11 protein-coding genes are annotated in these 15,172 nt (G+C 54.4%); 6 read left to right on the top strand and 5 right to left on the bottom strand.

Translation table 11 applies throughout. From position 1 onward, the window contains the following. Positions 1-258: 258 nt before the first annotated feature. Positions 259-1,779: a PAS domain-containing methyl-accepting chemotaxis protein gene (locus tag HVZ37_RS03185; RefSeq protein ID WP_042998213.1), complete on the bottom strand. Its 1,521-nt coding sequence runs from the start codon at positions 1,777-1,779 to the stop codon at positions 259-261. A 430-nt stretch (positions 1,780-2,209) separates the two neighbouring features. On the opposite strand from HVZ37_RS03185, the gene ygjG reads away from it, so the two are divergent. Beyond that, complete coding sequence (gene ygjG, locus HVZ37_RS03180; RefSeq protein WP_172740562.1) at positions 2,210-3,589, top strand: putrescine aminotransferase; 1,380 nt, start codon at positions 2,210-2,212, stop codon at positions 3,587-3,589. A 176-nt stretch (positions 3,590-3,765) separates the two neighbouring features. Beyond that, a complete protein-coding gene (locus tag HVZ37_RS03175; protein WP_181628103.1) occupies positions 3,766-5,784 on the top strand; it encodes an NADPH-dependent 2,4-dienoyl-CoA reductase in 2,019 nt (672 codons plus the stop codon). A gap of 45 nt (positions 5,785-5,829) precedes the next feature. Here HVZ37_RS03175 and rlmG read toward each other — a convergent pair whose 3' ends face one another. Beyond that, positions 5,830-6,966 (bottom strand): 23S rRNA (guanine(1835)-N(2))-methyltransferase RlmG, encoded by a 1,137-nt coding sequence (rlmG, locus tag HVZ37_RS03170; RefSeq protein ID WP_181628102.1) that lies wholly within the window; start codon positions 6,964-6,966, stop codon positions 5,830-5,832. Positions 6,967-7,049: 83 nt separating this feature from the next. On the opposite strand from rlmG, the gene HVZ37_RS03165 reads away from it, so the two are divergent. From HVZ37_RS03165 to sstT, 4 genes are all read left to right on the top strand, one after another. After that, on the top strand, positions 7,050-7,553 hold the full coding sequence (locus HVZ37_RS03165; protein ID WP_181628101.1) for a M48 family metallopeptidase: 504 nt from the start codon (positions 7,050-7,052) through the stop codon (positions 7,551-7,553). 69 nt (positions 7,554-7,622) lie between these two features. Continuing rightward, positions 7,623-8,621, top strand: coding sequence for a Gfo/Idh/MocA family oxidoreductase (locus HVZ37_RS03160; RefSeq protein ID WP_061070603.1), 999 nt, complete (start codon positions 7,623-7,625; stop codon positions 8,619-8,621). A 271-nt stretch (positions 8,622-8,892) separates the two neighbouring features. Continuing rightward, a complete protein-coding gene (locus HVZ37_RS03155; RefSeq protein ID WP_042998219.1) occupies positions 8,893-9,858 on the top strand; it encodes a TerC family protein in 966 nt (321 codons plus the stop codon). Between the two features lie 252 nt (positions 9,859-10,110). Beyond that, positions 10,111-11,355, top strand: coding sequence for a serine/threonine transporter SstT (gene sstT, locus HVZ37_RS03150; protein ID WP_042998220.1), 1,245 nt, complete (start codon positions 10,111-10,113; stop codon positions 11,353-11,355). 16 nt (positions 11,356-11,371) lie between these two features. Here the strand turns inward: sstT and HVZ37_RS03145 are convergent, their stop codons facing one another. From HVZ37_RS03145 to uxaC, 3 genes are all read right to left on the bottom strand, one after another. Next, entirely contained in the window at positions 11,372-11,926 is a 555-nt protein-coding gene (locus HVZ37_RS03145; protein WP_046487516.1) for a YgjV family protein, read from the bottom strand. A gap of 98 nt (positions 11,927-12,024) precedes the next feature. Then, positions 12,025-13,512 carry an altronate dehydratase family protein gene (locus HVZ37_RS03140; RefSeq protein WP_181628100.1) on the bottom strand — a complete coding sequence of 496 codons (1,488 nt, stop codon included), beginning with the start codon at positions 13,510-13,512 and terminating at the stop codon, positions 12,025-12,027. Positions 13,513-13,526: 14 nt separating this feature from the next. Further along, the gene (gene uxaC, locus HVZ37_RS03135; RefSeq protein ID WP_181628099.1) at positions 13,527-14,939 is read right to left on the bottom strand and encodes a glucuronate isomerase; all 1,413 of its coding nucleotides are present in this window, start codon (positions 14,937-14,939) and stop codon (positions 13,527-13,529) included. Positions 14,940-15,172 lie beyond the last annotated feature (233 nt).

Genomic DNA, 15,172 nt, shown 5'->3' with positions numbered 1-15,172 from the left:
ACTCACTAACTTTATGATATTGATCGCTTTTTATTATCAATAACTGCCGGCAAATAGTTTTTGACGATGAATAAAGGCAGACCGATCGTTATATAAACGATTTTTTATGATGTCCAAATAGCCCAAAGACAGAAATGAAAAGATACGAATAAAATAAAAAAACCACCCGTAGGTGGTAATATTTAATATGTTATTAACATTATTATTACAATGACGCTTACCATTACCGGTAAGCGTTGATGCGGATAAAAGAAAGGATTAGTGCAACACCGTCACGGCATCCGCCAGACGGCTGGCACGGTGTTTAACCATGGCGGACACCTGCGCGCTCTCTTCAACCAACTCGGCGTTCTTCTGCGTGATGTCGTTAAGTTCGCCTACCGCACGCGTCAGACTGGTCAATCCGTCGGACTGTTCAAGCGTTGAATGGCTGATCTGCGCAATCAACTGAGTGACGTTTTGTACCTGAGAGACAATATCATCCATCGTACGTCCCGCAGCGTGGACCTGCTGAGAACCCGACTGCACTTTATCCGCACTGGCATCGATTAGCTTACGAATATCATTCGCCGCGCTGGCGCTGCGGCTGGCCAGATGGCGCACTTCACCCGCCACGACGGCAAACCCTTTGCCTTGCTCACCCGCCCTGGCCGCTTCAACTGCGGCGTTCAATGCCAGAATATTGGTCTGGAAAGCGATGTCGTTAATCAGCGTGGTGATGGTGCCAATGCGCTGCGTGCTGTTGGCGATGTCATCCATGGTTTTAATCACGGTGTCCATTGCTTCACCGCCCTGTGCCGCCGCGCTACTGGCGGCAATCGACAACTTATCGGCGGCGGATGCGGTTTCGGAGTTTTGTTTTACCGACGCCGCCATTTGATTCATGGTGGTCACCGTCTGCTGGACGTTATCGACCGTCTGACGCGTATGCTTATTCAGATCGTCGTTGCCTTTCGCTAAGGCTTCGCTGCCGTTTCTGACGCTCGACACCTGGCTTGAAACGTCGTTAATTAGCCAGCGACACATCAGACCAAGTTGCCCGACAGCGCGTAGCGTCAACCCCAGTTCATCACTGCGATTCAGATGCGCCACGCTGTTTCGCTCACCGGTCGCTACCTTCAGCGCCTGCTTCGCGACGTTCTCAATCGGACGAACAATCTGCCACTCAAACGCCGCTGTACCCAGTAGCATCACCAGCACACACATCAGTTGTGCAAGCCATGGCGCACCAGACAGGTGTAGCACCGCCGCCAATACCACGTAGATCAGCGCCATCACGCTGCGGACCCGCCAACGCACCGGCATTGCCGGTAGTTTCCCGAGCCATCCTTTACGCACCACCAGTCCTTTGTGGATCCGGCGTCGACAACGACCTTCATTGAGCGCCTTGTAAAGCGGCTCAACCGTGGCGATCTCCGCATCCGTCGCGCGGGTGCGAATTGACATGTACCCCGTCACGTTCCCCTCGCGCACCATCGGTACCGCGTTCGCCCGAACCCAGTAGTGATCGCCATTTTTACGGCGATTCTTGACGATGCCGCTCCAGGGTTCACCCTGCTGCAGGGTGTACCACATGTCAGCAAAGGCTGCTTTCGGCATGTCCGGGTGACGCACCAGGTTGTGCGGTTGCGCCAGCAATTCATTGAGTGAGTAACCGCTAATATTGACGAACGTATCGTTGGCGTGCGTGATGTAGCTGTAGAGATCGGTTGTCGACATGAGGGTCGTATCGTCATCCAGCGGTGTATTTTGCTGGGTAACGTAGAGCTGAGAAGACATAGTCGCGTCCTGTGCAAGTTATCTGGTTGTTAACTTCTTGTCAGATGTTATTTCGGCGCTAACAGATTTATCTTTAGATGTTAAATTTGATTTAGATCGCAATTTGCGATTAAACCTCATATTTTGTACGAATTCTAATTGATTGATTTAAAATACTTTCACGTTGAAACTATCAAATCACACTGTGGGTCGCGCACTGTTATCGCGCAAATTTTGCACTATTTCTGCGCAATCGCCCCTTCTGACGCCGATCTCACACGGTCTTCATTTTGCACAAAAACCCAGCAAGTGTTAACAAATGAGATTAAATGTTGCGCAATAACAGTTCTCCCTGGTGTTTATCCCGATTTTCATCAGCGCCGCCGGGATGGCGCAATCCCTGCAATACTTAAATCGGTATCATGTGATACGCGATCTCCGGGAGCATATTTTGAACAGGTTACCTTCCAGCGCATCGGCTTTGGCCTGTAGTGCGCACGCACTGAATCTCATTGAGAAGCGAACGCTTGATCATGAGGAGATGAAAGCACTTAACCGAGAGGTGATTGATTACTTCAAAGAGCATGTCAATCCGGGATTTTTAGAGTATCGCAAATCTGTTACCGCCGGCGGGGATTACGGAGCCGTAGAGTGGCAAGCGGGAAGTCTGAACACGCTTGTCGACACCCAGGGACAGGAGTTTGTCGACTGCCTGGGAGGTTTTGGAATTTTCAACGTGGGGCACCGTAATCCAGTTGTGGTTTCCGCCGTACAGAATCAACTCGCGAAACAACCTCTGCATAGTCAGGAACTGCTTGACCCACTGCGGGCCATGCTGGCAAAAACCCTTGCTGCCCTGGCGCCCGGAAAACTCAAATACAGCTTCTTTAGCAACAGTGGTACCGAATCGGTCGAAGCGGCGCTGAAACTGGCGAAGGCGTATCAGTCACCACGCGGCAAATTTACCTTTATCGCCACCAGCGGCGCGTTTCACGGTAAGTCGTTGGGCGCGCTGTCCGCCACCGCCAAATCGACGTTCCGCAAGCCGTTTATGCCGCTGCTGCCGGGCTTCCGTCATGTGCCGTTCGGCAATATTGAGGCCATGCGTACCGCGCTCAGCGAGTGCAAAAAAACCGGAGATGATGTGGCTGCGGTGATTCTGGAGCCTATTCAGGGTGAAGGTGGCGTGATCCTGCCACCGCAGGGTTATCTCACCGCCGTACGTAAACTCTGCGACGAATTTGGCGCGCTGATGATCCTTGATGAAGTCCAGACCGGCATGGGGCGTACCGGCAAGATGTTTGCCTGCGAGCATGAGAACGTTCAGCCCGACATTCTCTGCCTGGCAAAAGCGCTGGGCGGCGGCGTGATGCCGATTGGCGCGACGATCGCCACCGAAGAGGTCTTCTCGGTACTGTTTGATAACCCCTTCCTGCACACCACCACCTTCGGTGGCAATCCGCTGGCCTGTGCGGCCGCGCTGGCCACCATCAATGTGCTGCTGGAGCAGAACTTACCGGCACAAGCGGAACAGAAAGGCGATATCCTGCTGGACGGTTTTCGCCAACTGGCGCGAGAGTTCCCTGACCTGGTGCAGGACGCCCGCGGGAAAGGGATGCTGATGGCAATCGAGTTTGTCGACAATGAAACCGGCTACAATTTCGCCAGCGAGATGTTCCGCCAGCGGGTCCTGGTTGCCGGAACGCTCAACAACTCGAAAACGATCCGCATCGAACCGCCGTTAACGCTGACCATTGAGCAGTGTGAGCAAGTGCTGAAAGCCACGCGTAAAGCGCTGGCGGCGCTGCGGGTGAGCATAGAAGAGGTGTAAACAGCTTGCCGGGTGATGAAACACCATTCTGGCCTGTGAACAAATGCCCCCTGCCCGGGGGCATTTTTTGAATCCCATCACAATCATCGCATTCCCCTTTTCCCTTTTCCCTGCCGACGACTAAATTAGACACTCATCCGACCACATAACAATAATTTTACATACTGGACAATCTTATGCGCTATCCGTCGCTGTTCGCCCCGCTTGATCTTGGTTTTACTCGGCTTAAAAACCGCGTGCTGATGGGTTCAATGCACACGGGACTTGAAGAGTATCCTGATGGCGCGGAACGCCTGGCCGCTTTCTATGCCGAGCGAGCCCGGCACGGCGTCGCACTGATTGTCACGGGTGGCATCGCCCCCGCGTCGTCTGGCGTCACGATGGAAGGCGGCGCGACGCTCAATGACGCCCGTGAGGTGCCGCATCACCGTATCATCACCGACGCGGTTCATCGTGAAGGCGGGAAAATAGCGCTACAGATCCTGCATACCGGGCGCTACAGCTATCAACCACAACTGGTAGCCCCTTCCGCAATTCAGGCCCCCATCAACCGGTTTACCCCGCACGCACTGAGCCACGAAGAAATTCTGCAACTGATAGAAGACTTCGCGCACTGTGCCCAACTGGCACGGGAGGCGGGTTACGACGGCGTGGAGGTCATGGGCTCGGAAGGGTACCTGATTAACGAGTTTCTCGCCCTGCGCACCAATCAGCGCGACGATGAATGGGGCGGTAATTATACCAATCGTATGCGCTTTGCCATTGAAGTGGTACGTGCGGTGCGTCAGCGGGTGGGGAACGACTTTATTATTATCTACCGCCTGTCGATGCTTGATCTGGTGGAAAAAGGCGGCACTTTTGCAGAAACAGTGCAACTGGCGCAGGCCATTGAAGCCGCAGGCGCAACGCTCATCAACACCGGAATTGGCTGGCATGAAGCGCGCATTCCCACCATCGCCACGCCGGTACCGCGCGGCGCCTTCAGTTGGGTAACGCGTAAGCTGAAAGGGCACGTTTCGCTGCCGCTGGTCACCACTAACCGGATTAACGTTCCGCAGGTTGCCGATGAAATTCTGGCGCGTGGTGATGCCGATATGGTGTCGATGGCGCGCCCGTTTCTCGCGGATGCCGAACTGCTGTCGAAAGCGCAATCGGGGCGTGCCGATGAAATTAACACCTGCATCGGCTGTAATCAGGCGTGCCTGGATCAGATCTTCGTCGGCAAAATCACGTCGTGCCTGGTGAATCCCCGCGCCTGCCATGAAACCCAAATGCCTGTTGTTCCGGCTTCCACAATAAAAAATCTGGCTGTCGTCGGCGCGGGCCCGGCGGGTCTTGCCTTTGCTATCAATGCGGCGGCACGCGGTCATCATGTCACCCTCTTTGATGCGCTGGGCGAGATCGGCGGGCAGTTCAATATTGCCAAACAGATCCCCGGTAAAGAGGAGTTTTATGAAACGCTCCGCTATTACCGTCGGATGATTGACGTCACCGGCGTCACCCTGAAACTCAATCATTATGTTGCAGCAGACGATCTGCAGGCATTCGATGAGGTGATCCTCGCCAGCGGGATCGAGCCGCGCAGGCCGCCGATCGACGGCATCGATCATCCGAAGGTTTTAACCTACCTCGATGTCCTGCGTGACAAAACCCCGGTGGGGAATCGGGTGGCGATCGTTGGCTGCGGCGGGATCGGCTTTGATACCGCAATGTACCTGAGTCAGCCCGGCGAACCCACCAGCCAGAACATTGCCGATTTCTGTGTGGAATGGGGTATCGACACCAGCCTGCAACAGGCCGGCGGATTACGTCCGGAAGGCCCGCATCTGGCTCGCAGCCCGCGTCAGATTGTGATGCTCCAGCGCAAGGCCAGCAAACCCGGCGAGGGACTGGGAAAAACCACCGGTTGGATCCATCGCACCACGTTGCTTTCACGCGGTGTGAAGATGATCCCGGCAGTCAGCTATCAGAAGATCGACGACACCGGTCTGCACGTGTTGATCGGTGGTGAAGCGCAGACGCTGGAAGTCGATAACGTCATTATTTGTGCGGGTCAAGAGCCGCGACGTGAGCTGGCAGAACCGCTGCATGCGGCGGGAAAGACGGTGCACTTAATCGGCGGCTGTGATGTAGCGATGGAACTGGATGCCCGCCGGGCCATTGCCCAGGGCACCCGTCTGGCGCTGGGAATTTAATTCATTGCCCGGTCACATTGTGCGTGCCGGGCATGGGCAGTTCACTTAGCGACGGCGGCCGACTTTCACCGCTTTGAGCACCACAAACTTATTGTTGGTCGCAACGGTGGCGCAGTTGCCGAAGATCTTCTTCAGCTTGTGGAAATAGTCGAGGTGACGGTTGGCGACGATATACAGCTCGCCGTTGATCTTCAGGCAGCGACGGGCGTGGTGGAACATTTCCCAGGCAATGTTATCCGTCAGTGCATGCTTCTGATGGAACGGCGGGTTGCACAGTACGGCATTAAAGCGAAAAGGCTCAACCCCGGACAGCGCGTTGTTAATCATAAACTCACAGCGATCGATGGCTTCAGGCAGGTTAGTTTCCACATTCAGACGGCTGGACGCCACCGCCATTGGGGATTCATCGACAAACACCACGCTCGCCTGCGGATTTTTTTCCAGCAGCGTCAGACCAATTACCCCGTTGCCACAGCCGAGATCGACAATCTCCCCTTCCAGATTCTCTGGCAGGTGCTGCATAAAGAAACGTGCGCCAATATCCAGCCCGGTGCGGGAGAAGACGTTGGCATGGTTATGGATGATCCAGTCGGTGCCTTCCAGTTTCCAGCTCAGCGTTTCCGGCGCATCAGCCAGAGCCGGCTCGCTGAAGGTGCAATTGATGAGACGCGCCTTTTTCCACGCCAGCGTGGTAGTCGTTGGACCGAGCACTTTCTCAAACAGCTCCAGCGTGGAGTTATGGATATCCCGCGCCTTCGCGCCAGCAATGATACGGGTTTGCGGGGTCACCACTTTTCGCAGCGCGCGCAGCTGTTGCTCAAGCAGTGCCAGCGTTTTCGGCACTTTGATCAGCACCACGTCCGGCGCCTGCGGGTACTCTGCCGTGCTGTCGAGAAACTTGACGCTGGACTCCGCGAGGTCGTTATGGCGCAGGTTTTCCCGCGTTGCCAGTTCGCTTAAATACGAATCACCAATGCTGTACGGCGACTGCTCCGCCAGCGCACAGCTCAGCGCACCGAAGGTATCATTCAGGATCAGCACCGGGCCGCGAATCTCCGTATCGTCCACCTGTTGCAGCAGATAATCATCGGCCGCTTCCCACGCCAACAGTGGGTTAACGTCGTCCGTTTCCGGGAAACGTTTTAGTGTCAGTGAACGGAAACCGTTGTCTGTGTGGCTCATCGGCCCTCCTGAATGGTAAAATTTCGGCGTATCCCGTAAAAGGGTGCGTGAGTATACACTTTTTATGATTTGCATGGGTGACGATGAGCCAATTAACTTACCTCCAGGGCTACCCGGAGCACCTGCTTTCTCAGGTGCGCACGCTGATTGCCGAGCAACGGCTGGGCGCTGTGCTGGAAAAGCGCTATCCGGGAACGCATGATTTCGCGACGGATAAAGCGCTCTGGCAATACACCCAGGATCTGAAAAATCAATTTCTGCGTAACGCCCCGCCGATCAACAAAGTGATGTATGACAATAAGATCCACGTGCTGAAGAATGCGCTCGGCCTGCACACAGCGGTCTCTCGTGTACAAGGCGGCAAGCTGAAAGCGAAAGCCGAGATCCGCGTCGCCACCGTGTTTCGCAACGCGCCGGAACCCTTTTTGCGAATGATCGTCGTCCACGAACTGGTGCATCTGAAGGAAAAGGAGCACAACAAGGCGTTTTATCAGCTTTGCTGTCACATGGAACCGCACTATCACCAGCTGGAATTTGATACCCGCCTCTGGTTGACGCAGCTGTCGTTAAAGGAAACTGCGCAGTAGCGCACTGGCTTTGTCATAAAGGCGTGCTAAATTGACGACAGAATCCCTTTATGGAGCCTGAAGGCATTTATGATACGTTTCGCAGTGATTGGCACAAACTGGATCACCCGCCAGTTTGTGGATGCCGCCCATGAGACCGGCAAATATAAGTTAACCGCAGTCTATTCCCGCAGCCTCGAACAGGCGCAAACCTTCGCCAATGATTACCTCGTCGAGCATCTGTTTACCTCGCTGGATGCGATGGCGCAAAGCGAGGCGATTGACGCCGTGTACATTGCCAGCCCGAACTCGCTGCACTTTCCCCAGACCCAACTGTTTCTGAGCCATAAAAAGCATGTGATCTGCGAGAAGCCACTGGCGTCGAATCTGGCTGAAGTCGAAGCCGCCATCGCCTGTGCGCGGGAAAATCAAGTGGTGCTTTACGAAGCGTTTAAAACCGCCAGTCTGCCTAACTTCCTGCTGTTACAACAATCGCTGCCGAAAGTCGGTAAAATGCGCAAAGCGTTCCTCAATTACTGTCAGTATTCGTCGCGCTATCAGCGCTATCTTGACGGCGAAAACCCGAACACCTTTAACCCGGCCTTCTCCAATGGCTCGATCATGGACATTGGCTTCTACTGCCTGGCTTCCGCTGTGGCGCTATGGGGCGAACCGCACAGCGTACAGGCCTCTGCCAGTCTGCTGGAGAGCGGTGTCGATGCCCACGGCGTGGTGGTGATGGACTACGGTGATTTCAGCGTCACCCTCCAGCATTCCAAAGTGAGTGATTCCGTTGTCGACAGTGAAATTCAGGGCGAAGCCGGATCGCTGGTGATCGAAAAAATCTCCGAATGCCAGAAGGTTTGTTTTGTTCCGCGCGGCGGGAAAACCCAGGATCTTACCCAACCGCAGCACATCAATACTATGCTGTATGAGGCACAGGCGTTTGCAGCACTGGTGGACGCCAATGAAGTGAATCACCCCGGATTGTCCAACAGTCGCATCACGGCAAAACTGTTAACCGAGATTCGTCGCCAGACCGGCGTCACCTTCCCGGCAGACGATGTCAGCCGCGCAGCGACTGCGTAAAACATTGTAAAACAGATGTTACAGGCCATTGACGGAATGCATGGCCTGTCATATTTTGTTACCTGCAAAGGGGAGTAACTTCATTGTCGGTCGATCGTCATTACGATGTGTGAAAAACCACATCCGGTCACCGGGCAACGACAAAGGAATGCGCTAACGCATTCTTTTTTTGTTGTAAGTGAGACCTTGCCGGAAGGCGAGGTCTATGCATAAAAAGCAGCGGCTGACGTCTTCCGACGTTGGCCGTTTTTTTTATGTGTAAGGAATGATGATGAATACTGTCGGCACACCGTTGTTATGGGGCGGATTCGCTGTTGTTGTGGTGATCATGCTGGCTATCGACCTCTTTTTGCAGGGGCGTCGTGGCGTACATACGATGACCATGAAGCAAGCGGCTGCCTGGTCCCTGGTCTGGGTCACGCTCTCGCTACTGTTTAACGCTGCATTCTGGTGGTACCTGGTACAAACCGAAGGCCGCGCCGTCGCCGATCCGCAGGCGCTGGCGTTCCTCACGGGTTATCTGATCGAAAAATCCCTCGCCGTCGATAACGTCTTTGTCTGGCTGATGTTGTTCAGCTACTTCTCGGTGCCGCCTGCCCTGCAACGTCGGGTACTGGTCTACGGCGTGCTGGGTGCCATCGTACTACGTACGATAATGATTTTTGCTGGTACCTGGCTGATTACGCAGTTCGAATGGATGCTGTACGTGTTTGGCGCTTTCCTGCTGTTTACCGGGGTAAAAATGGCGCTGGCGAAAGAAGATGACGCCGGCATTGGCGATAAGCCTCTGGTGCGCTGGCTGCGCGGACATCTGCGCATGACGGATACTATCGAGAACGAACATTTCTTCGTGCGTAAAAAGGGTCTGCTGTATGCCACGCCGCTGCTGCTGGTGCTGATCCTGGTGGAACTGAGCGACGTTATTTTTGCGGTCGACAGTATTCCGGCTATTTTTGCTGTTACGACTGACCCGTTCATCGTTCTGACCTCGAACCTGTTCGCGATCCTGGGCCTGCGTGCCATGTACTTCCTGCTGTCGGGAGTTGCAGAGCGGTTCTCTATGCTGAAATACGGTCTGGCGGTGATCCTGGTGTTTATCGGTATAAAGATGCTGATCGTCGACTTCTACCATATCCCGATTGCGATTTCGCTCGGCGTGGTATTTGGCATCCTGGTCGTGACGTTACTGATCAACGCCTGGGTCAACTACCAGCATGATAAGAAACAACAGGCGTAATTCTGTCGTGCCGGGCGACGCTAGCGCGTCCCCGGCCAATAGATAATCTGGCCTCTGCTTTTTGTAGAACATGTCACAATATTGTTAACACCAAGTTACAAAACATGACCGCAGCATGAAATCCAGCATATTTCGCTTCCCGAAGCGTTATCTTTCCTTATACTCAACCAGGCAAACACTTTGTTACATCCGGAAAGCGGCGTCCATAGAACGCGCGAAGGATGAGCAACAACACACTGTAAGGATCAAGAAATGACTACGCAACGTTCATCGGGGCTACTACAGCGTTTGGCTCAAGGAAGCCTGGTTAAACAAATTTTGGTAGGTCTCGTACTGGGGATCATACTGGCATGGATTTCAAAACCGGCAGCCATTGCCGTTGGCTTGCTCGGCACATTGTTCGTCGGTGCGTTAAAAGCCGTCGCCCCGATTCTGGTTCTGATGCTGGTGATGGCGTCGATCGCCAACCATCAGCACGGGCAAAAAACCAGCATTCGCCCGATTCTGTTTCTCTATCTGTTGGGGACGTTTTCTGCGGCGCTCGCCGCGGTAGTCTTCAGCTTCGCCTTCCCTTCAACGTTGCATCTGGTCACCAGTTCGCATGATATCGTGCCACCGTCAGGCATTGTAGAAGTACTGCGTGGCCTGCTGATGAGCATGGTCTCTAACCCTATTGATGCGCTGCTGAATGCCAACTATATCGGCATCCTGGTGTGGGCGGTCGGCCTTGGTTTTGCCCTGCGTCATGGCAACGACACCACCAAAAATCTGGTCAATGATATGTCGAACGCCGTGACCTTTATGGTGAAACTGGTGATCCGCTTTGCCCCGATTGGTATTTTTGGTCTTGTCGCATCGACCCTCGCCACCACCGGCTTCTCCACGCTGTGGGGCTACGCGCAACTGCTGGTTGTGCTGGTCGGCTGTATGGCGCTGGTCGCGCTGGTGATCAACCCATTGCTGGTATTCTGGAAAATTCGTCGCAATCCGTATCCGCTGGTTTTTGCCTGCCTGCGTGAAAGCGGCGTTTATGCTTTCTTCACCCGAAGTTCAGCAGCGAATATTCCGGTGAATATGGCGCTGTGTGAAAAACTGAATCTGGATCGCGATACCTATTCCGTTTCTATTCCGCTGGGCGCCACCATCAATATGGCGGGCGCGGCGATCACCATTACGGTGTTAACGCTGGCAGCGGTGCATACGCTGGGCGTTCCGGTGGATCTGCCCACCGCGCTGCTGTTGAGCGTGGTCGCCTCGCTGTGCGCCTGCGGCGCATCCGGTGTTGCAGGTGGCTCGCTGCTGCTGATCCCGCTGGCCTGTAATATGTTTGGTATCCCGAACGATATCGCCATGCAGGTGGTTGCTGTCGGCTTTATCATCGGCGTGCTGCAGGATTCCTGTGAGACGGCGCTGAACTCCTCCACTGACGTCCTGTTTACCGCGGCAGCCTGCCAGGCTGAAGACGAACGTCTGGCGAATAACGCGCTGCGTAGTTAAGCCTTAAACCCTTCCGTCATCTGGCGGAAGGGGTCTCTTCCTGTACGCTTTTCTCAATTTTGAATGGATCGATTCCCCGGCGTTTCATACGCCAGAAACGAATAATGTTCAGCCCGTTCATCACCAGAAAACTGCCTTCAATCAGCGTTCCGCCGATCGATCCCAGCCAGAAGTTGTGTACCACCCAACAGGCAGTCGCACACCACATCACGCAGCGCACCGTTAATCCTTTACAGCGGAACAGCGCCCAGGTACTGGCGAGCGTGCCGATGATGGGCAGAATTTCCATCGCATGCTGTAGTTTCGCCAGCCCTAGCACCAGGGTGAGGATAATGAACAGCGCCATCACCCACAGTTTGCGGGTGCGCATCGACACCAGAGTACGCACAGTATTGAGTTCCGCGCTCATCCCGGCGGGCCAGGCGCCCATCAGAAAGAAGTGTACGCCTATCGTGGCGCTATAGACGGCAAGCTGGAGTCGGAAGCGGCGCTCATCGCGGTTGAAAAACGTCGTAATGCCAATCAGAAACGCGAGCACACCGACGCCCTGAGCCAGCCAATACGCGGTCATAAACGACATCAACTCCATTAACAATGCCTGATGGCGCTGCGCTTATCAGGCCTGCCAGCGTAGGCCTGATAAGGCGTTTTGCCGTCATTCGGCACTTTTTACAACGTTACGCCGCTTTTAAAGATAGCCAGTTCGCGGAAATCATTGCGTTCGTTGCAGGTCTGCTTACCGTTGGCGAAATCGACGATGGTATCAATGAACTCATTCAGCAGTTGCGGCATCGCTTTGCCGTGGATCAACTGGCCCGCATCAAAGTCGATCCAGTGCTTTTTCTTCGCCGCCAGTTCGCTGTTGGTGGCAATTTTCACCGTCGGCACAAATCCGCCGTAAGGAGTACCGCGACCGGTGCTGAACAACACCATGTGACAACCGGCACCCGCCAGCGCACTGGTGGCAACCGCATCATTACCCGGCGCGCTCAGCAGATTCAGACCGTGGGTTTTCAAACGCTCGCCGTAGCGCAGCACGTCAACCACCTGACTGGAACCCGCTTTCTGCGTGCAGCCCAACGACTTGTCTTCCAGCGTAGTGATCCCACCGGCTTTGTTACCCGGCGAAGGGTTTTCGTAAATCGGCTGATTGTGGGCGATAAAATACTGCTTGAAGTCATTGACCATGGTGACCAGTTTGCCGAACGTTTCTTCGTCGCGACAGTGACTCATCAGCAATTGCTCCGCCCCGAACATCTCCGGCACTTCGGTCAGTACGGTGGTGCCGCCGTTGGCAATCATGTAGTCAGAGAAGCGACCAAGCATCGGGTTCGCGGTAATCCCGGAAAGCCCGTCTGAACCACCACACTCCAGACCAAACTTCAGCTCGCTCAGTTTCCCCGGCTCGCGTTTGTCGTGGCGCATCACGTCATAAAGCTGATGAAGATGCTCAAGTCCCGCCTCCACTTCATCGTCCTGATGCTGACAAATCATAAAGTGCACACGCTCAGGATTGAAGTCGCCCAGCGTTTCGCGGAAGGCATCGACCTGGTTGTTTTCACATCCCAGGCCAATCACCAGCACCGCGCCGGCGTTCGGATGACGGACCATGTTTTGCAGCATGGTGCGGGTGTTGATGTGATCGTCGCCAAGCTGCGAGCAGCCGTAGGTGTGGCTGAACAGGAAGACACCGTCAGTGCCCTCAGCATCATTCGTCTCTTTCAGGAAACGGCTCTGGATCTGGCGCGCAATCCCGTTGACGCAGCCAACGGTTGGCAGGATCCAGAGTTCGTTTCGTACCCCGACGTCCCCATTAGCGCGACGATAAATCTGCACGTCGCGATCCGCCGGTTGCGCAGGAAGATCCTGAAAATCGGGTTGATAGCGATACTCATCCAAATCGCTCAGATTGGTGCGAGTATTGTGGGCGTGAATATGTTCACCCGCCGCAATGTCCGTCAAAGCATGGCCGATAGGCTGACCATACTTAATCACGTACGCCCCTTTCCTGATGTCACTCAGCGCAAATTTATGTCCGCGAGCAATATCCTGGTGAAGCGTTACGGTGTGGTTGTCCACAGTGACTTCCGTTCCCTGCGCCAAATCAGCCAGCGCGACCGCAACGTTATCCTGCACATGGATTTTGATGTATTGCATATCAACCCCGGACCTTAGTTCAGTTCAATGGCGAAGTAATCACGCGCATTGTTAAAGCAAATGTTTTTCACCATCTCGCCCAGCAGTTGACTATCTGCCGGGGCTTCACCGGCCTGCACCCAGCGGCCAATCATCTGGCAGAGAATGCGACGGAAGTATTCGTGACGGGTATAAGACAGGAAGCTGCGGCTGTCGGTCAGCATGCCGACAAAGCGGCTTAACAGACCCAATTGCGCCAGTTGCGTCATCTGACGTTCCATGCCGTCTTTCTGATCGTTGAACCACCAGCCGGAACCGAACTGCATTTTGCCCGGCATCCCTTCCCCCTGGAAGTTGCCGATCATGGTGCCCAGCACCTCGTTATCGCGCGGGTTCAGGCAGTAGAGAATGGTTTTCGGCAACAGGTTTTCTTCATTCTGTTTGCTGAGCAGTTTTGATAACTCTTCCGCCATCGGACGGTCGTTGATGGAGTCAAAGCCCACATCCGGCCCCAGCAGTTTGAACTGGCGCAGGTTGTTATTGCGCAGGGCGCCAATATGGTATTGCTGTACCCAACCGCGACGCGCATATTCCGCCCCCAGGAACACCAGCACAGCCGTTTTGAACTGCGCCACTTCATGTTCGTTCAGCGTCTCGCCTGCCAGGCGACGTGCCAGAATGCTATCCAGTTCAGCGTCGCTGGACTCTGCGAACAGCACCACATCCAGCGCGTGGTCGGAAACTTTGCAGCCGTGCGCCGCAAAATGATCCAGACGTTTGGTCAGCGCGCTTTGCAGATCGGTAAAGCGGCGAATATCGGTGTCCGACACTTCACCCAGTTTTGCCATGTAATCGTTGAAGGTCGCCTGCTCAATATTGAAGGCTTTATCCGGACGCCAGCTTGGCAAAACTTTCACGGAGAAGCTGCTGTCTTTTGCGACCGTTGCGTGATGCTCCAGCGAATCGATCGGATCGTCAGTCGTGCCGACCATTTTCACGTTCATCTGCTGCATGATGCCGCGTGCGGAGAATTCATCCTGCGCCAGCAGTTCGTTGCACTGATTCCAGATTTCGTCCGCCGTCAACGGAGAAAGCAGCTTACCTGTCACGCCGAATGGGCGACGCAGTTCAAGGTGCGTCCAGTGGTATAACGGGTTGCCGATCGTATGCGGAACCGTCGCCGCCCACGCGTCAAACTTCTCGCGGTCGGAAGCGTCGCCGGTACACAGGCGCTCAGCGACACCGTTAGTGCGCATCGCGCGCCATTTGTAATGGTCGCCTTTCAGCCAGATGTCATACAGATTCTTGAACCGGTAGTCTTCGGCGATTTGCTGTGGCGGCAGATGGCAATGGTAATCGAAGATAGGCTGGTCTTTCGCATAATCATGATACAGACGGCGGGCAAATTCAGTATCAAGTAGAAAATCTTCTGTCATAAACGGGGTCATTATCGTCTTCCTCTCAACGAGTGCGTCTGATTGCTTATGTAGCGATGCTGACAAAGTTATCACACCAATTTCCATAGTCTGTAGATATTTTCGTGAGGTAGATCAATAAATGCCGACAAATTGTTTACCCTCGAAGTGGTAAACATCGCCTCAAGCCGCGCCAGCTCTGGCATCGCCTAATCGAAATAATAACCACGCTAAGATTCATACTTTTGTGATGGCACTCACCTTTT

The organism is Citrobacter sp. RHB35-C17, assembly GCF_013816795.1.
Taxonomy (GTDB): Bacteria; Pseudomonadota; Gammaproteobacteria; order Enterobacterales; family Enterobacteriaceae; genus Citrobacter_A; species Citrobacter_A amalonaticus.
The sequence above is the reverse complement of the archived record's forward strand: the minus strand, read 5'-3'. Positions and strand labels throughout refer to the sequence as shown.

Bases quoted from the DNA above. Each gene is read 5' to 3' on its own strand.
- HVZ37_RS03160 (WP_061070603.1), top strand. From the start codon at position 7,623: ATGATACGTTTCGCAGTGATTGGCACAAACTGGATCACCCGCCAGTTT.
- HVZ37_RS03155 (WP_042998219.1), top strand. From the start codon at position 8,893: ATGAATACTGTCGGCACACCGTTGTTATGGGGCGGATTCGCTGTTGTT.
- HVZ37_RS03165 (WP_181628101.1), top strand. From the start codon at position 7,050: ATGAGCCAATTAACTTACCTCCAGGGCTACCCGGAGCACCTGCTTTCT.
- HVZ37_RS03145 (WP_046487516.1), bottom strand. From the start codon at position 11,926: ATGACCGCGTATTGGCTGGCTCAGGGCGTCGGTGTGCTCGCGTTTCTG.
- sstT (WP_042998220.1), top strand. From the start codon at position 10,111: ATGACTACGCAACGTTCATCGGGGCTACTACAGCGTTTGGCTCAAGGA.
- HVZ37_RS03175 (WP_181628103.1), top strand. From the start codon at position 3,766: ATGCGCTATCCGTCGCTGTTCGCCCCGCTTGATCTTGGTTTTACTCGG.
- rlmG (WP_181628102.1), bottom strand. From the start codon at position 6,966: ATGAGCCACACAGACAACGGTTTCCGTTCACTGACACTAAAACGTTTC.
- uxaC (WP_181628099.1), bottom strand. From the start codon at position 14,939: ATGACCCCGTTTATGACAGAAGATTTTCTACTTGATACTGAATTTGCC.
- HVZ37_RS03140 (WP_181628100.1), bottom strand. From the start codon at position 13,512: ATGCAATACATCAAAATCCATGTGCAGGATAACGTTGCGGTCGCGCTG.
- HVZ37_RS03185 (WP_042998213.1), bottom strand. From the start codon at position 1,779: ATGTCTTCTCAGCTCTACGTTACCCAGCAAAATACACCGCTGGATGAC.